This window comes from Streptomyces sp. NBC_00988 (assembly GCF_045162645.1).
GTDB lineage: Bacteria > Actinomycetota > Actinomycetes > Streptomycetales > Streptomycetaceae > Streptomyces.
Window position 1 is genome coordinate 9,699,992 of sequence record NZ_CP108730.1, and the last position, 17,928, is coordinate 9,717,919.

The 17,928-nt window shown below is 67.0% G+C and carries 9 protein-coding genes and 1 pseudogene; 4 read left to right on the plus strand and 6 right to left on the minus strand.

Translation table 11 applies throughout. The features are described from left to right. Positions 1 to 64: 64 nt before the first annotated feature. Complete coding sequence (locus tag OG496_RS44000) at positions 65 to 2,071, plus strand: LamG-like jellyroll fold domain-containing protein (protein WP_405974820.1); 2,007 nt, start codon at positions 65 to 67, stop codon at positions 2,069 to 2,071. A 328-nt stretch (positions 2,072 to 2,399) separates the two neighbouring features. On the opposite strand, the pseudogene OG496_RS44005 reads toward OG496_RS44000, so the two are convergent. Then, positions 2,400 to 3,141, minus strand: a pseudogene (locus tag OG496_RS44005) (IS5 family transposase); the annotation flags it as partial. Between the two features lie 212 nt (positions 3,142 to 3,353). On the opposite strand from OG496_RS44005, the gene OG496_RS44010 reads away from it, so the two are divergent. After that, complete coding sequence (locus OG496_RS44010) at positions 3,354 to 3,968, plus strand: SMI1/KNR4 family protein (protein WP_405974821.1); 615 nt, start codon at positions 3,354 to 3,356, stop codon at positions 3,966 to 3,968. On the opposite strand, the gene OG496_RS44015 is transcribed toward OG496_RS44010, so the two are convergent. From OG496_RS44015 to OG496_RS44030, 4 genes are all read right to left on the minus strand, one after another. Further along, positions 3,961 to 8,178, minus strand: a complete 4,218-nt coding sequence (locus OG496_RS44015) for a Tat pathway signal protein (RefSeq protein WP_405974822.1) — start codon at positions 8,176 to 8,178, stop codon at positions 3,961 to 3,963. The genes OG496_RS44010 and OG496_RS44015 overlap by 8 nt on opposite strands. 382 nt (positions 8,179 to 8,560) lie before the next feature. Beyond that, on the minus strand, positions 8,561 to 8,707 hold the full coding sequence (locus OG496_RS44020; protein ID WP_405974823.1) for a hypothetical protein: 147 nt from the start codon (positions 8,705 to 8,707) through the stop codon (positions 8,561 to 8,563). A gap of 224 nt (positions 8,708 to 8,931) precedes the next feature. Next, positions 8,932 to 9,387, minus strand: coding sequence for a hypothetical protein (locus OG496_RS44025; protein ID WP_405974824.1), 456 nt, complete (start codon positions 9,385 to 9,387; stop codon positions 8,932 to 8,934). 148 nt (positions 9,388 to 9,535) lie between these two features. After that, positions 9,536 to 10,105 (minus strand): hypothetical protein, encoded by a 570-nt coding sequence (locus OG496_RS44030; protein ID WP_405974825.1) that lies wholly within the window; start codon positions 10,103 to 10,105, stop codon positions 9,536 to 9,538. Between the two features lie 337 nt (positions 10,106 to 10,442). Here OG496_RS44030 and OG496_RS44035 point away from each other — a divergent pair, with 337 nt between their 5' ends. Together OG496_RS44035 and OG496_RS44040 are read left to right on the plus strand one after the other, a co-directional pair. After that, the gene (locus OG496_RS44035) at positions 10,443 to 10,637 is read left to right on the plus strand and encodes a hypothetical protein (RefSeq protein ID WP_405974826.1); all 195 of its coding nucleotides are present in this window, start codon (positions 10,443 to 10,445) and stop codon (positions 10,635 to 10,637) included. A 318-nt stretch (positions 10,638 to 10,955) separates the two neighbouring features. Further along, a complete protein-coding gene (locus OG496_RS44040; RefSeq protein ID WP_405974827.1) occupies positions 10,956 to 12,338 on the plus strand; it encodes a tyrosine-type recombinase/integrase in 1,383 nt (460 codons plus the stop codon). 156 nt (positions 12,339 to 12,494) lie between these two features. Here OG496_RS44040 and OG496_RS44045 read toward each other — a convergent pair whose 3' ends face one another. Then, the gene (locus tag OG496_RS44045) at positions 12,495 to 17,519 is read right to left on the minus strand and encodes a hypothetical protein (RefSeq protein WP_405974828.1); all 5,025 of its coding nucleotides are present in this window, start codon (positions 17,517 to 17,519) and stop codon (positions 12,495 to 12,497) included. Positions 17,520 to 17,928: the final 409 nt, after the last annotated feature.

Genomic DNA, 17,928 nt, shown 5'->3' on the forward strand with positions numbered 1-17,928 from the left:
AAGCCCGCCGTACCGCAGCCGTCCGTAGCGTGACGCCGTTCTTCTACTCGGCATTGGAGCGGACATGGACAGCTCGCCCGCGGGTGACAGAGGCCTCGACGACCACGACGACCAGCACGCTGCGGGCTGCGACTGCCCCCGCACCGCGGACCTCGACGGCGACGGCGTCGCCGCGTCGAGCCGCCGTACGTTCCTGCACCGGGCCGGTGCGCTCGGTGCGGGGACGGCCACCGCGGGGCTGCTGGGCGCGGCTCCCGCGTACGCGAACGGCGGTGGCCGGGACGACGATCCGTACGGTCAGACAACGATGTCACCTGCCCCGCGCGGGAGTTGGGACCCCGATCCGGACAACCCCCGGTTCACCGTCGTCGTGATGCCCGACACGCAGTACATGTTCGACCAGGACCGGATCCACCCGGTGCCGATGGAGGCGTCGTTCCGCTACGTCCTCGATCCGGCGGGGCGCGCGGGCGGCAACGACGAGAACATCGTCTTCCTCGCGCACCTCGGTGACGTGACGCAGAACGGTCTCGCCGGGGAGTACGCGGCGGTCACCAAGGTCTTCGACATGCTGGACCGCGCGGGCGCCTCGTACGGCGTGCTGGCCGGCAATCACGACGTGTCCGCCGACGACCAGCGGGGCCGTACCCCCTACCTGGACACCTTCAGCCCGGCGCGGGCCAGGAAGACGCCCGGGTACCACTCCTCCAGCCCCGACGGCTACAACACCGCGCACATCTACCGCGCGGGCGGCCGGAGTTGGCTGCTGCTGTCGCTCGACTGGCGGCTGTCGGCGAAGGGTTTCACGTGGGCGAATGCCGTCATCGCCGCGAACCCGACGCTGCCGGTGATCGTCACCACGCACGAGATCGTCGGCTCGGACGAGGACGGCGTCGCCGAACTCTCCGGCTACGGACAGCAGTTGTGGGACGGCCTGATCAAGGACAACGACCAGATCTTCCTCACCCTCAACGGCCACTACTGGCCGCCCGGCAGCACGGTGCTGAAGAACAGTGCGGGGAACGACGTCCACCTGCACATCACCAACTACCAGGACCGCTACTACGGCGGCGCGGGCATGATCCGCTCCTACCGCTTCGACCTCGACCGGGGCATGATCGACGTCGCGACCTTCTCGCCGTGGATCCGGGAGCTGGCGGAGCAGGGCGAGTTGAACGCCCTCGCGGCGAAGGAGCTCGAACTCACGTCGAAGGTCGACTACTTCTCGATGGAGATCGACTTCGAGAAGCGCTTCGCCGGGTTCGCGCCGGTGCCGCCGCGCAAGTCCCGCCCCGCGCGCCGGATACTGCTGCCGGGCACGCTGGCCTACTGGCGCTTCGACGAGGGCGGCACGGCGGGCAGCGATGTCGCCTCCGGCACGGTCGTCAAGGACCAGGCGGGCCACGGCAACGACCTCGTCCTGAAGACCGTCCCGGGCACCCCGGCGCACGCGCTCACCTGGACCGCCGACCACCACCCGGACCAACCCGCCCACGCGGGGCTGGTGTTCGCGGGCCAGGGCAACCCGGTCAGCGGCGCGTACCTCCAGACCGTCGACCGGGCGCCGCTCAACCGCGAGACCTTCGCCCGCGGTTTCACCTTCGAGGTCTTCTTCAAGGTCCCCGCCGACTGGGACGGCGGCCGCAACGGCTGGTCCTCGATGCTCAGCCGCGCGGGCACGGCGGCCCAGGCGGGCAAGAACGGCCCCTCCGCCACCGCCGACGAACCCGTCCTGACCATCAGCCTGTCCAGCTCCGTCGAACTCCAGTGGAACGCCTACCCGCTCAACCAGAACGGCGCCACGACCGCCTGGAGCCACCTCCTCCAGCAGGAGGAGTGGTGGCACGTCGCCGTAGCCAACGACGGCCGCGTCAGCAAGCTCTACGTCAACGGCTGCGAGGAGGGCCGCAACCCGACCAGCACGGCCGTCGGCCTGACCACCCTCGACATGCCGTTCCTGCTGGGCGGTTACCAGTGGGCGGGCGCGGTCAGCCAGGTCTTCCACGGGACCATCGGCGATGTCCGGATCACCGATCGGGCGTTGAGGCCGAGCCAGTTCATGAACGCCTAGGTTCCGCCGACTCCCCGGGTCGGTAGATTTTCCGTATGTTCACCACCCGACCCACGCTCCAGGGCACCTTCGGCATGGAGGCCCCGTGGGTGGGGCGCTGACCTGCGGATTCAGAGCCCATTGAGTCGCTGACCTGCGGGAACGTGTCTTTCGGCGTCTTTCACAGGGGTGCCGGTTTGTGTCGCTCAAACTCCCCAGAGCCTCCCCGAGCGACGAGAAACTCCCCAGCCGCTCCCCAGGGCGAGCGGCTGGGGGAGGGCCCGGCACAGTGCCGCCTGCCCGTGATTATGGCCTGCACGGTGGCGGTTTCACGGTCGGCTCCGCGGCGACTGCAGACCAGGGAAACGAAGGCTTCGTGGAGTTCGGTTCGGCGTTCCCAGCGGACGGCGAGACGTCTGAACTGATGGAGCAGGGCGAAAGTCTGCTCCGCGACGCAGCGGAGCTTGCCCATGCCCTTGATGTTCGGTGATCCCTTGCGTGAGATGACAGGCAGGATCCGCCGTTGTCGCAGGTCGTTGCGGTGGGCATTGGAGTCGTAGCCCTTGTCACCGAGCAGGGCGTCGGGCCTGCGACGGGGGCTCGCAACGGGCGGGATGGCGTCGACCAGGGCGAGGGTCTGGGTGACGTCGTTGACGTTGGCCGCAGTCGTAATGACCTTGAACGGGGTGCCGCGTCCGTCGCAGATCAAGTGGTGCTTGCTGCCGGTTTTCCGCCGGTCGACCGGTGACGGACCGGTGTCGGCACCCCCTCTGTTCTGCCCGGACATGGGAACCATCCACGCACGCCCGTGACCAGTCGAGTTCACCGGCCGCGTTCAACTTCGCGAGCAGGACCCGGTGGAGTTGGTCGAAGACCCCGGCCCTCTGCCACCGGTCCAGACGCCGCCAGCAGGTCTGACCCGATCCGAACCCCAGCTTCAGCGGCAGCAGTTGCCAGGCGATGTCGTTGCGCAGCACGTACAGGATGCCCTGCAGGCACAGCCGGTCCGGAACCGGCCGCAGACCGGGAGCTTTCTCCGGCCAGGGCGGCAGCAACGGCTCGATCAGCGCCCGCAAGTCGTCGTCCACGATCCACGGCCGAGTACTCACACCATCGCGGACGGCCGAATCCTCACACCGGTCACGGCCAGCCAGGACGTTGCAGCAAGATCGTGTGACGAGCTCTACGGATCCAGGAATCCGCGCGGTCCAACGGGCCCGTGCCGCAGGCAGCGTGGATTTGCCATGATGGCCAGTCAGAGCGTCCAGAGTCGATTTAACCTCCACGTGATAGGGAAGTCCTCATGACTACCGGAGTACCTGGTCTCACCGAGTTGTGGTCCCGCTTCGAGAACTGGCTGGCCGAGCATGCCCCCGGAGACTACGGGTCCTTGAGGCAGGGTTGTCCGGGTGGCGATATCAAGCGCCTGGAAGACGGCCTGGGCTTCTCTCTCCATGAGGACGTGCGTACAACTCTCGAACTGCACAACGGCGTCACCATACGGAGGGCCAGTACGGAGCCGGGAGCCTTTCTCCTCGGCTACAGCCTTCTTGACGTCGACGGAATCCTGGAAGCTCACCGAGATCTCGTCTCGATGGTGGAAGATGCCCGCGAGGAGGGCGAGGAGGACCTGGTCGTCGGCTGCATCGCCGACACACAATGGGTTCCCCTCGCTCAGAATATCTCCGGCGATCTGCTGTTCGTCGACCACCGGCATCATTACTCGGGAGAAATCGGGGAGATATCGTTCGGCGATTCCGCGTACCGAATGCTGTGGCCGCGCATGGATCTTATGCTCGTGGACCTGTGCGACTCGGTGGAGACCGGCGCTCCGGTGACCTCCGTACCGCGAGTTCCCGCTCTGTATGAGGGGCGGATGCTTGAGTGGCACATCCGCCCCCCACAGCAGGTCAGCTGAAGTCGCAGACCTCGCTGAGATCGCAGGACTCGTAACCGGTCTGGACGTAGTACGCGTCTCTATCCAGCAGCCTCACATTCGTCGTGAACCGGCCCAACGCACCGCCGGCTGCTTTGTTTTGGCTGGCCGTGATGGCGGCACGTCCGCAGACCTCGTTCCAGGTCGGGTAGGCGTAGTTGGGGTCGAGCTTGAGCGTGTAGGTGTCGTCGGCGTTTTGCACCGCGTACATCTGTGCACACGATTTACCCGAGGCCAGGGTCATTCCGCCGCTTTCACGTGACCTGGCGAAGGGGTATTCGTCGCAGCTCGGCCCGATCGCGTTCGGGTTAGGGTTCCACTCGGCCACCGCAAGTTCGCACATCTTGTTCCGGTTGTCCGTCACCGTTGCACTGTCCACAAGGCGATGAAGTGGCGAGTTGTACTTCTTGCTCCCCGGGTGGGAGGCCAGCTTCTCCATCAGGATCCAGTAATAAGCCGCGGCGGCCGGGTACTTGGCTCTGGTGAGCTGCAGGGTCGGGGTGGCCTTGGGGAAGACACACCCGGTGTTGCCGCCGACCTTGTTGTCGCAGCGGATGGCGAAGGCCGTGTCTTTCCATTGGTTGTTCGCTGTGGTGGTGGTCCCGGGAGAGCTCCAGCTGGTGTTCCAGTCCAGGCCGAGCGTGGCTTCGCCGCCGGCGACCTTGTTCCAGCTGTAGGTGTCGGTCCGGGTGGCGGTGTGCTGGTCCCCCTTTGTCCAGGTGGTGCTCCCGTCCCAGGCGCCTGGCGCGTCCGCAGTGCAGTCGCTCATTGCCCAGCAGTCCTCGAAGTAGTTGTCCAGGGTCGCGGTGGCCACGCCGGTCAGGTCCGGCAGGGAGAATTCCGTCCAGGTCGTGAACTGCTGCGAGTTCGTTTCGAGCTTGATCTCCTGGACGATCTTGACGTTTCCGCCGCCGATGACGTCGCCGTTGCTGTCTCTGACGTAGAGGGCGTACCCGCCTCGCAGACATCCCTGGGTGCGGGTGTACTGGAAGTCGGATCCTGGAGCGGTCTTGCACCAGGGGACCGGCTGGGAGCTTGCCGCGAGGCTGCCGACGGATTTCGGTGAGGCGGCTGTGGCTGAGCTCTTCGACAACTGGCTCCACGGCTTGTAGGGGCCCGCGCAGAGCTGGTCTCCGTCACCGGTCGTGGTGCAACCACCAGAGTCACCGGCTGTGTCGGTAGTCTGTGCGGTGTTCTTGGCGATGGCGGCGGAGATGCCTTCGTCTGTGGGCGCCGGGGCGGCCTCGGGTTCCTGGACGGCGACGTCGTCGGGGTCAGGGGCGTCCGGGTTCTCCGCCCCGAAGTCGACCTCCGGCATGCCGCTGAAGTCGCCGGGAAGGACCGCGATGGCGTCCCAGGCGATGTCGTCGTCCCCGGTGCCGTCGCTGGTGGCGTTGGACAGCCGCACCTCCGGTGGCGTGTCACCGAACCGGTAACCGCCCAGGGACACCCAGGTGTTCGACTCGTTGGCGTCCTGCGAGACCGTCCTGTCGAACGTGCCGTACTTCGTGACGACCTGATAAGTGGCTTTCGTGGTGTTCGCTCCGGTGTCGGGGATGTGCACGTAGACCTTGCCCTGGCCACCCTCGATCGCGCTGCTGAGCTTCCAGTCACCGAGGATGGTCATGCGTCCACCGTCACCGCCCAGGTGGTCGGCATCGCGTGTGTGGGTGTACCAGAAGTGGCCGTCGTAGCCGCCGCCGATCTGGTGCAGGTCGGCCTTGGCGTCGTACTGGCCCAGGCCCGGTCCGGTGGCGTTCGGGTCGGGGTAGAAGGTGAACTGGAACGAGCCGTCTGTCGCGGTCGTTCCGCAATCGCTCCAGGTGTTGGTTCCTGCCGGTACGGACTCGATGACCTTTGCGCCCGAGGGTGCTCCGGAGCAGACGGGCGTGCCGTACTGGAGGCGGGTGCCGCGTCCGGGCTCACTGATCACGGTCTGGTACTTGATATTCTCGAAGCCGCAACTGGTGGAGCAGTCGGACTTCCAGGTGGTGTTGGTTTCGTGCCACCAGTACTGCGTATAACAGCCCGCGTCGGGGCAGTCGGGCGGGTTGGCTGTGTCGCAGTTGTTCTTGGTGTTGCAGAACGCGTCGAGCGGCGGCGTGGCGTGGGCCCGGCGGTATTTCGCGCTGGCCGGGTCTATGACGGTTCCGGTGGTGCCGTTCCAGTACGCGGGGCGGAAGCCGGCGGAGGAGAAGCCGGACTCGCCCGGCCAGTCCTGCCGGCCGGAGGTGGCGTAGGAGTGGCCGGTGTCCTGGGACCAGGAGGCCCAGCCCATCACCTTCTCCTCGTACGGCCAGTTCTGGGGGTGAGCGGCGTCCTTGTTGGCCAGCGGGTCGAGGTCGGTGTTCATGAAGGCCAGTCGGGATGCGGGGTAGACGGGGTTGGCGGGGTTGTTGTACCAGCCAAGGCCCCAGTTGCCGTTGGTTGCCTCGTCCGCTTTCGTGTTGAAGCCGAGGTTGTAGTTCCATACGGCCGTGAACCAGTTCTCGGGCTTGGCCGAGTCGTCGTTGTTCACGGCGATCGTCTGGCCTGACTCGTGCACCTCGTTCCACTTGTCGGCGAGGATGTAGAGCGACGCGGCGATGTTGGTGGCGTAGTCGATGGCGACCGCGCGCTGCGTGCTGACCGGGAGGGAAGTCTCGCCCTCCTTCTCGTGGCCCGCCAGGCGCATGCCGTCGGTGACCTGGCCGACGCCGTAACCGCAGTCGGACTTGTCCCAGTGGATGGTCCAGAAGTCGTCGAGGGTACCGCCGGTCTGGTGGCCGTAGAAGCCGTCGACGGCTGCGAGCGGACTGCCCATCTGGCCGGGGATGGCCCCGGATTCGGCCTGCCACAGGTTGGACTCCTGGGCCAGGATGCCCAGTTGGACCTGCGCGGGAATGCTTCCGCCACCGGTCAGTGCGGGCTTCGGGAACAAGCCCTGCGGGTCGATCGTGGAGATCCCGGTCTGTGACCGCCAGCCGCCCTGCGTGAGGTAGTTGGAGCGCAGCTTTCCCTGGACGGCCATGTCCACAGCCCACTCGACTTGGTTCGGCGTCGGCTGGAGGGCCTGGGTGGCGACGTCGTTGCGGGGCACGGAACACCAACGGTCGCTGTCGACAGGGTCGTTGGCCCGGGAGTCGTCGGCCGTGGTCGCCATGCTCGTCGTCGATATCTGCGGTTTTGGGGAACCGGTCAGCGCCGGCGATGGCTTGCCGCCGGCGGTGGTGCCGGGCTCGGCGGCCTTCTGGTTTGTGTGCTTGCCCGTGCCCGGCACCGAGCCGGTGATGGTCAGGGCATGGCTGGTGCGGCCAGTGGTCGTCGCCGCCGCCGGTTCTTTGGTCTCGGTACCGGTGAAGCCGCGGCCGGCGTTCTTGATGTTGGCGATGCCTGACTGCACCGCTGGCGAGACGGCCGGGTCGACGGCCAGGCGGCCACGGGTGGAGAGGTCCGCGTCGGGGGAGACGGCCAGCGCCTTGATGCCGCTGGCTGCGAAGCCCTTGCTGTGGCTGGCGTTTCCGGTGAGGTAGACGGTGCCGTCGGTGCCTTGGCGCAGGTTCATCGCGGTGAGCTTGCCGCTCGCGACGGTGGTTTTCCTGCCGTGCGTGTAGGTCTGCACGGTGGCGTCGGTGTCGCCGGTGCGGTCGATGTAGCTGATCGTGCCGTCACTGGTCACATGGATGCCGTACGGGGCGTGTTTCGTGGCGGCGAGCTTGGTTGTCCTGCCCTTGTGGTCGACGTGGACGAGCCGGTTTCCGGCGGCACCGATCACACCGTCCTTGGTGGGGACGGCCGAGGTGATCTCACCCTCGGCGGTGGTGTCGGCGACCGTGGTGCCCTTGATGTCCACCGTGACCAGGCGCGTCTTGGTATCGCGCAGCGCGGTGAAGACGGCGGTGTGCGTGGCCGGGCTGCACGTGGGGTCGAAGTAGGCCAGGGACGCGGTGAACGGCAGTTTGGTGACGCTTCCGTCGTCCAGGTTCACGATCGCGGTGAACGCGCCGCCCATCATCAGGTCGGGCTTGTTGGTGAAAGTGCGGGGAGCGTAGACGACGGCTGCGTGATGGTCGTCCATGACGCAGCTGTTGCCGATCCAGGTGTCGGCCGGAAGCTGAGGCTCACTCAGGACGGCAGCCGTCCGCCAGGCGTAGCCGTTCTTGCTGTCCGCGACCAGGAGATGAAAGCCGTCGCTGTCGGCTGCCGCCGTCACGGCCCGGTCGGCAGAGGTCTTCCAGCCTTTCCCGAGAACCGTGTCACGATCCTTCAGCGGGACCGCCGACGCGGACTTCTTCTCCGATGTGACGGACCGCTTCTGTGCCGTCCCCTTCGGCGGGTTCGGTATCGCTGCTTGCGCGGTGCTCGTGGTGAAGGTGGAAGCGATCAGCGCGGTTGCTGCGGTGATAACCAGTGCGGATGACTGTCTCCTCCTTCTTCCCCGTGATGGATTGCGCATGATGTGTCGGTTGTCCTTCCAGTAAGTGGCCTGCCCGCCGGGACAGTTGCCGACTTCTACGGAATGGGTCAGCAGTCACCGCACTGTGCGTCGACTGTCCTGGTGCGGATCCGGACCGCCGAAGCTTTTGCCCGCGTCTTCAGTGGGTTTCCAGCGCGGCGATGTAGATCTTCGGTTGCTGCGGAATGGGTCCGAGCTGCGGTCCGTCTACGGTGCCGGCCTGGCTCTTGACGCCGTGGGCGGGCACGCCTTCGATGCGGAACTTGTTCGAGGCGGCCCAGTCCACACCGTCACCGACACTGACATCGATGTCGCAGTTGACGGGCTTGCCGGTGGTGGTGCCGAGGGCCGCACAGACGATGGCCTCAGGGGTCTCCGACCGGGCACGAGTGGGGCCGCCCGCCCCGGCCGTAAACGGCCTGAAGGGCGGACGGGAACTTAGGAGTTGAGCCGGTGGCACGACGCACGACGTGCGAGGCGTGGGTGACGTCGAGAGGTGGGAGTGACAGGTCAGTGGGTGTCTGCGAACGGGTCGTACTGGACGACTTTCAAGCTGATCTTCGCGTCGCTCGTCCCCGCCGTGGCGCCTGAGACCGTGATGTCTGCCTGGGTCGGCCACGTGGTGCCCGGCCAGACGTTGCCGGCCTTCTCGACGACCGAGAACGGGGACTTCTGCTTGCCGCCCACGACCGTCACGGTGACGGTGTAGGCCAGACGTTTGTCGCTGCTGTTGTGGAAGGTCAGCGGTACCACGACCCGTCCCGACACCAGGCGAGGTGTGTACGCGACGACCTCACCGTGCGCTGCCGTGGCCGCGGCCTTCCCGAATCCGTAGTCCTTGGGATCGGGGACAGCGGTGTTCGTCGGCTGGACGGGATCTCCACTGGGGGCGGCGGCCGCGCGTTGAGCGGCCGCGTTCTGTGCTGCCTTGTTGGGGGCGCCAGCCGTGCCTGACGGCGTGGCCACGGCCGCGGCAGTTGCCGACGAGTGCGGTTTGGACGACGTGTCGGCCTGGTGGCTTCCCTGGTTGCCGCAGGCGGTCAGAGCAAGCGGCCCTGCGGCTATCGCCACTAACAGGAAGCGCGCGGAGGCCCGGGTTCTGCCGGGCAGGTTCTCAGTCACAGGGGAACATGTACTCGGTCGTGTAGTTGATGTACAAGCTGCTGGAAGTCGCGCCCATCTTCGCGGTCACGGGTGCGCAGACATCGCTGGCTACGTAGAGAGGGCCGGCGTATTCGCTGAAGTTCCCCGAGTCCGTGGAGCAGCCGGTGTTGTCTACCTTGCATACATGCAAGTACATATACTGCGATTTTCCGACATTATTGTCGAGGATGGCGCAGCCCTTGCCGTTGTTCTCGTAGGAGAACAACGTCGCGAACCGCTGGTTGGGGTCCGTCCCCTCCGGAAGCGGGACGGCATGGAACAGGCTGTACCCGGTCCCGCACACCGTGGCCGCGGCTGCTGCGGCTTGCGGGTCGGCCTTGGCGATGGCCCGGGTGGCCGCATCAGCCGCCTTTGCGATCGGTACGGCAGGCTGTCCGGCGGCCACCGCCTGTGGCACGGCCACCACACCTAAGGCCAGCGTCGCGGCAACGGTGACGGCACGCAGACTTGCTCCGAGCTTCAACATGGCTACTGACTCCCCCTCGAAGCAAGGCGAATACAGATTGATGGCGCTGGTCAAGTACCTCCAGGGGGAGCCCCCCGAGCCCCACTCGATCCGCACAAACGTTTGAAACGCTGATGGCAACTTAGGTGTGGAGTGGAACCCCCGACAGGGATTGACGCGTGCATGGCTGAAAGCCGCCAATCAAAGGAATCACCAAGAAAGTGCCAAAAGGTGGCCGAGAGCTGAAGATCATCCATCTCTGGTCCTCGAAGCGGAACCGAGCCTCCTGGAACGGAACGACTGAAACAGGAGCCCCATAAGCGCCAGGGCTGACGCGTCCTCACGCTTCAAGGCCGGGTAGTCGGAAGGACCGTCGAGGGCAGGGGATGGTCCCACTCGGGAAGTACCCCTGATGGGGCTTTCGGGTGCTCCCGGCGCCCGTGTGGACGGTCCCCCTACGACGACGGCACCGGCCTGCTCCGCTGGAAGTGCTCCTCGCACCCGCGGGGATGTGCTCGAACTGCGCCGGACCCGTCCCCTCGCCGAGATCGCCGCAAAGTTCGGCCTGTCCACCGCCCGCATCGACCAGATCGTGAAGGGCAAGTAGCCACGACGGAGCACGACGAGACGGACCGGGTGCATCCGGACTCCACACCGGAGCTGCCGCCCCGAACACGCCCCCGGGCACGGTGCGGGTGGCCGCCGGCTCCGTGGCCCGACGCCTGACGACGCGCTGAGGGTCACGCAGCCAAGGACCACAACCGGCCACACCGGGACCAGGCGTGACCAGTGGCGACGCAAGCCGTGCCGAAGGTCTGACAATCCGCGCTGGTCAACCGGATGCCGTCCGAGTGCCCTCTCGCAGGGGGATGTTGGAGTGGATGTGCCGGGCAGTGATGCTCCCGCCGATCAGAAGGAGGCGGGCATGGACTTGAAAGAGCGTCACGATGGTGTTGTACCGGACCCCGGCGAGCTGCTGTGTCTGTCCCCGGCGCAGCCGCAGGGTGGTGGACGGCCGGACGGTGGCAGCGCGGTCGCGGGCTTGGCGGGTGAGTTCGGTGCGGAGCTGGTGCGGGCTATCCGCGTGGGCCTGGCCGAGGTGAGCAGCTCTGGTCATGGGGCCCGGGGGCCGTCGCAGTTGAGCTGGTATGAGTTCGCGGCCGAGTACGCGCGGGCTCACTGGTCCGGGCGGGCGGCGAAGACCCGGGACGAGGTCAGCGACGCGTTGACTACCGTCACGCAGGCGATGCTGTGGGATCTTCCGGGGCGGCCGAGCGGGCAGCTGTTGCGCCGTGCTTTGCGGCACTGGGCGTTCGTGGTGCCCAGGCCGGGGCAGGGGGAGATGCCGGCGGAGGACCGGTTGGTGCTGCAGTGGGTGGCGAAGGCGTCCCGTCCCCTGGTGGATTTGAGTGATCCGGTCCTGGCGCGTGATGTGCTGGAGTCGCTGCGCCGGAAGCTGGACGGGGGTGAGGCGGCGGTGGAGACGATGCGCCGCAAGCGCAAGGTGCTGGTGCACGCGCTCCACTACGCAGTGGAGCGTGGTGAGTTGGGCAGTCACCCGCTCAAGAGGGTCCGCTGGCGGGTGCCCAAGCCGGCGGTCACGGTGGACCCGCGGGTGGTGGCCAACCCGTACCAGGCCCGGGATCTGCTGGACGCCGTCTCCTACGTGGGCGGCTACCGGCGAGCTCGCGGTCGTCGGCTGGTCGGGTTCTTCGCGGGCATGTACTACGCGGGCCTGCGTCCGGAGGAGGCGGTCGCGGTGGCGTTGCCGGACTGCCGGCTGCCCAGCACCGGTTGGGGGCGGTTGATCCTGCACCGCACTCGGCCGCAGGCGGGCAAACGCTGGACCGACAGCGGCGAGTTCCACGACGAGCGCGGGCTGAAGAACCGTCCTCCGGGGGAGACGCGGGTGGTGCCGCTGCCTCCGCATCTGGTGGCCATGTGGCGCGAGCACGTTGCGACGTTCGGCACGGCCGATGACGGCCGGCTGTTCTTCACCGAACAGGGGCGGGTCATCAGCTACGGCACCTACCACCGGGTCTGGCACGAGAGCCGCGACCTTGCCCTGCCGCCCGCTCTCACCGGCACTCCGCTCGCGAAGCGGCCCTACGACCTGCGGCACTCGGCGCTGTCCACGTGGCTGTGCGCGGGCGCGGACCCGGCCGAGGTCGCCCAGCGGGCCGGCAACAGCGTCGAGGTCCTGCTGACCCGGTACGCGAAGTGCCTGTACGACCGGCAGTCCATCAACAACCAGCGCATCGAGGGGCTGTTGAGCTCCTATGACCGGCCGCCCGGCCCGGATCAGTAGCGGCTGGGCTGAGGGGGCTGTTGATTGTGAACGGCCGGGGCGGCGAGAAATGATCACATGGAGCGAGATCAGTGACGGCTCTTCGCCCTAGGCGCAGTTTGCTCTGAGCTTGTCGTTGATTCGGCAGAGCTCCACCTGCTGAACCGGCACGCCACGTCAGTGGTGGTTGTTTCTGATCGTGCTGATTCTTGGCTTGATCGTGGTTCGGCCGTCGGTGCGCAGCCCGGCTACCTGGCTGAACTCCTGCCAGGTGCGCGGTTCGGTGGTGACGGGCTGGCGTTCTCCGAGGAGCCCCTGGACGAGGCCAGTTCCGAGGGCGGAAAGGCGGGCAAGGAGCCAGTCCTGGGCCACGAGCAGGCTACGGACCCTGCCGGTGGGCCGGTTGTGGGTCCGGTACTGGATTTGAAGGGTGTTGTTGGTGTCGTACCAGTACGGTCTGCTCGGATGCTGGCGCAGACCGCAACTGTCCATGAGCCGCTGGTTCAGCAGGGTGACGCTGACCGATCCATCGATGGAGCAGTCGTAGCCTGAATGGGACCAGTCGTAGTCCTGGGTGGCAGGCCAGGCACTCACGGGCTTTCCTCGTGGGCCCAGTGCCTCGTCGGGATCGGCGTGGACCATCGGCAACCGGAAGAAGGACGCGTCCGAGGTAGGCCCTGTATGCCACTGTTCAGCGAGCTGGTGGAGGCGTTTGGTACGCGTTTCTTCCTGCCGGCGGCGCCACTTGGTGACGGAGTTGTCCGTGTCGGGTGCGCCGCCTTCGATCCAGGCGTACAGATTGTCGTCCGGGGTTGCGGTCTCAGTCCTGGTGGCTGCCAGCTCCACGGGGTTGTCCTTGCTCGTCGCGGTTGGTGACGGCTCGTCCGTCTTCCAGGTGCGCACGTGCCAGTGGTCGTCGTGAGGGTCGAAGTCTGCGGACGGCTCATGCAGGAGCTCGGCCAGGTAGACGCCGTGGCTCTCACGAGCCTGCGGCATCCAGCGGCCCATCAGAGACCGGTCTTTGAGGAAACGCAGAAGCGCTGGGCATTGCCCATCGGGAACGAGCCAGCTGTCGATGAGATGCCATTGCTGGCTCTGGCCCTCTGCCGCCTCCCATCCCTGGCCGCCCCAGTCGTCGGTGACATGTTCGTGGAGCACGACCCAGCGGCGGCCGTGCTCGTCGGTGCGCACGCTGAGTTCGGCGAGGTCGGGCACGTTTTCCTGGCTCTCGATCCACGTGTCCTGGCGGTCGTCCGGTCCGGGCAGCCACGGGGCGGCAGGCACCCAGAAGCCGGCGGGCTCCGCAGAGAAGGTGGCATGCGCGTCGGTGTCTTCGACGGCGTCGTCCTCCTCATCCAGCGGGTGAACGGCTGGAGGGAGACTCGGATCGATGTCGAGCAGCAACGGGTCGATGCGGTCGTAGACGGGGGGCTCGTGCGGGAATGACTGGCGTACGTGGTGATGGTTGGTGAGGCGCTCCGTCAGTTCGTGGAGGGCGAGCCACTGGTACTTCTTGCCGAAGCGCTCGGCCTTGTGGGCCTGGCGGGATGAGGGGATCGATCTGCGGAAGCCGTCGAATTCGTAGAAGAGTTCGGGGGACCAGCCCAGCTCGTCCACGCGGGCGGTGATCCATCGGGCGGCCCAGTCGGCATCGACTGAGGTGTCGGCGAGCTGCTCGTCGGGAGCGGGCGGTACGAGGCAGTCTCTGAGCAGTGCGTGCTGAGCGTCATCGAGAACCCTGCGTGCCGTGGCGGCTTGTGTGAGGAGGGCGAGCACGGCTTCGGGTGACCCCAGTGCTGGCCGCACTGTTTCGGGCAGGCTCGCGGCGAACGCGGGGAGGTGTTCGGGCCGTAGACGGGGCGGATCGTCGCGACGTTCCCAAGCGGGGCGGGGGCGCGGGGACGAGCGGGGCAGCATGCTGAAGCGGTCCACGGCTGGCTGTACTCGGTAGCGGGCGAAGTCTCCGAAGTCGGACAGGGAGGACAGGATCGTTCCCCAGGACTGGCCTGCTGGTTGGCGGCCTCGTGGGTAACGCTCCTTGATCTGCTCTTCCGTAGGGGCTTGCCCCACCGGCGGGCATGCGTGGGGGTGTGCGGCAGCAGCTGCTTGATCAGCGGTGATTACACCGGCGTCTGCCGCCATGGTGATGATCCGCGTTGCCGCGTCGCACAGGAGGGCGTTCCGGGAGGCGTGGGCCGGGCTGTCGGGGTCGGCGTAGACGTGGGCCAGCAGTAGTTCTGCCAGCTGCCGCAGGAGCTGCGGGCTCACGTCACCGGTGCGGGCGAGGACGCCATAGGCGGCCAGGATCAGACGTTCGAACAGGTAGGGGTCGTTCACCTGTGCCACGTTCTGGCGCAGGAACCGGTCAACCAGATCCAGCAGGGTGTCCGGGTATCCCAGAAGTAGCTGCACGAGGGCCTTGGTCGCCCGGTCGCGCAGGAATCGGTTCGGGGATGTCAGGGTCCAGATCAAGGTGGTCGCCGACAGGCGGACCACCTCCGCATCCGCTGGACGCGGTGTGTTCTCCCTGGTCGGCACGCCGGTTCGGGGCCGTGGCCGAAGCGTGCGGCGGGGCATGCTGCCTTCGCCGAGTCGGAGATGTGCGGGTAGCGGGAACTGCTCCGCCCACCGCAGGAGCCGGTGCAGAGCTGTGGGCTCGGTGTGCATGTAGTAGATCTGCCGGCCCCACGAGGCGTCCCGGCCGGGCCGGTCCTGGCGGAGAAGGATGCCGTGCAGACGGTCGGCGTTCAAGCGGTGCTCGGGTTCGGCGGTTACAGCGATGACCGATTCCAGAAGCTCTTCACCTTGGCCGTGCGTGCTGGCGGCTTCCTGGAGCAGAGTGACGGTTCGGTCGGTGATGCTCCGTGCACTGCGCATCGGCACGGTGCTGACGATGCTGCGGGCCATGGCCGCACGTCGGCCTTCTGCCTCAAGGGCGTCCGTGGCATCCGTGGCGAGGACGTCTGACAGTTCCCGTCCAGTGGTCTCGGGCAGGAGGACGGTAGCGGCTTCCAGGTGATTCCAGGACGCCTGCTCAAGCCAGGCGCGCAGCCGGGAGTCGCCGGGCAGTGATGCGTCGGGCGCGATGGCGTCCAACTCGCCGTGGTGCAGATCCAAGACGGCGCGCACTACGCGGTCGTCGCCGAATGCCTGGTAGGGGAAGCCGATACCCACCTGGGGCGGGATGCCGTAGATGCGTTCGCTGGAGACGAGTCCGTGGTCCAGGAGCTGTCCGAGCATGGTGTCGGGCCAGGCGGTGGCATGAGGAGCGAAAGAGTCCACCAAGGTGCGGGCCTCAGCACGGGGCAGGACCGGGTGCTCGCTCTCAGCCATCCGCGACGCCAGTGCCTCCAGGGCCCGGTGGACTGGCTGTTCGGCAGGGTCCAGACGGAGGTGCTGGCAGATCTGGCGGGCGCGCAGGTCCACGAAGGCGTCGAAGACGGCCGTGCGATCCCTCAGAACGCGGATGGTTCCCCCGTCGAGATGCTGGCGGACTGCCTCCCGCAGACTCTCGGCGTAGAGCTTGACGAAGAGGGGGTTGCCGAAGGCCGGCGCCAGCATGGGGACTTGAGGCAACGCCGACGGGAGGTCGCGCAGATAGGACTCAAGGCCCTCCATCTCGCGACCGCGGAAACCCGGGTGGGTGCTCTGCGGCCCGTCGAAGCGCTCCGGCAGAACGAGGTCTTTGAGGGTGCTGCGGCAGGAGACGACGAGAGCGATGTGCGGATATGCCTCCAACAGGCCGAGCAGACGGGGGAGTTCACTCTGCCAGCCGGTGGGGTCGTCGGCGTCGTTGAGCGCGTCGATGATCAGCAGGAAGCGCGAATCGCTGGCCTCCCCGGCCGCGTCCATGGCCTGCAGAAGATCACGGTGAGCCATTCCGCCGAGGCCGCAGTGGCGCGCGATCTCCGTCAGCACATCCCGGCCGCTCAGCTGCTGTCCGAACAGCACCAGGGCCGGACGCTTGTCACGCACCGCGCGTTGAGCGGCGTCGACGAGCAGGTGGGTCTTGCCCTGTCCGGCCTCGCCCAGCAGAAGCCACGCTCCAGACTCCGCGGCGCAGGCCGCATCGCCCAGCAGCTCCTCCCTGAGAGCGCGTAGGACACGGGCCGCCCGGCCCACGGGTCCGTGGCCGTCGGCCAGATTCCGAAGCCGCTCGCTGGCCGGGGCCGGAACCTGAACCGTCTCGTCGTCGACAGGGAGAGTGAGCTTCTCCGCCGCTTCCAGGACCTGTGCGGCCTGCAGGACCTGGTTAGTGACCTGATCGAGTTTCGCGGCCAGGTCCCCTGCGAGGTCACTGCCGTCGTTGGCGGGCAACCCCTCACGGACCGTGTCGCCGACCAGATCCCGGGCCAGCGTGTCCGCATCGTCCTGGACTTGTGACAGCAAACCGTCGATGGAAGAAGAGTCCACGTCACCGGTATGCGACTGCTCGACCAGCAAGGGCCGCAGAAAGGCCCAGTCATCTCCAACACGGGCGACGGCCTTGTACACGTCCTGCGATTTGCGGGCGAGGCGTGCACGGTACTGCGGGGTCAGGGCACACGCGTCCACGATCCCGCTCAGAGGGAGAGACACATGGTTCAAGGGCGTGTACCGCGATTCCGCCGCCCGCTCCGCAGCCGTCATCTGCTCACGGAACCAGCCCGCTCCCAGAGCGCGCTGCTCGAACCAGAACCATCGCCGACCCTCGTTGCCGGGTCGGCTCAGACGCTCCAGCAGCTCACCCCCGCCGACGAACTTGATCGTCACATCGGCCAGCCCCGGAAGGTCTGTCTGCCACTGGGCGACGTTTGTGTTCCAGCGGTCACGGGCACCCTGCCGGGGCTTGCCCGCGGGAGTTACCGGCGTTGGGTCAGGGAGATCGAAAGGAACCAGAAAGGTCAGCTCGACGATGTTGCGGTGCTGCCGGTTCGACCCGACAGTTTTGGCGCTCTCCCGAGCCACCGAAACCAGCGCGTCCACATCACGGACGAACTTCACCTGGAAGCCGTGCGCCGTCCCGTCGGGAGCAAGGTCGTACCACTCGACTCCACCGTCGGGAGCCGCGGTCTTGATGGTCTGCCATCCTGGCCGAGCCTCTTCGCGCAGTTGGAAGCACAGCTCCTCAAAGGCTCGATGCTGGCTGCCTTCCCACTCCCGAATGCCCCACCAGGTCCGTACCGATTGGGTCGGCGCCGCGGCGGAATCCTCTTGTGCCACTACGTCCCCTAGGTCTTCTGCTCGGCGTGATCGGGCAAGGCTATTCCACGCCGTATGCGAGGTGGTTCCGGCGGCGAGGCCGGGCGAGAGGAAGAGCCCGGCTGCGGAGTTGTAGACCTGGAATCCCGTGACCAGCAGGCCATTGAGGGCGTCGTACACCTGCCTTGGAGCATCACGGCTGAAGGGTGTGCGCCTCCTTGAGTGCGGAGGCTCCGGCGGCTACGGCTCGCCGTTGTTGCCCGCAGGTGTGACGTTCGCACGGCTGCTGACGCCCCACTGGTGTCGTAGCGCGGGTCGGCCCCCGGGCAGGGTGCGGACACCCGCGTGTCGTCGTTCCGGACACTCGGGGTCGTCCAGGATGCCCCGTACCTACGACCTGTGGAGTTCCCATTGCCCCGAACCCCGAAGA

Excerpts from the sequence above, each read along its gene's own strand:
- OG496_RS44035 (WP_405974826.1), top strand. The coding sequence starts at position 10,443 with ATGGGGCTTTCGGGTGCTCCCGGCGCCCGTGTGGACGGTCCCCCTACG.
- OG496_RS44000 (WP_405974820.1), top strand. The coding sequence starts at position 65 with ATGGACAGCTCGCCCGCGGGTGACAGAGGCCTCGACGACCACGACGAC.
- OG496_RS44010 (WP_405974821.1), top strand. The coding sequence starts at position 3,354 with ATGACTACCGGAGTACCTGGTCTCACCGAGTTGTGGTCCCGCTTCGAG.
- OG496_RS44040 (WP_405974827.1), top strand. The coding sequence starts at position 10,956 with ATGGACTTGAAAGAGCGTCACGATGGTGTTGTACCGGACCCCGGCGAG.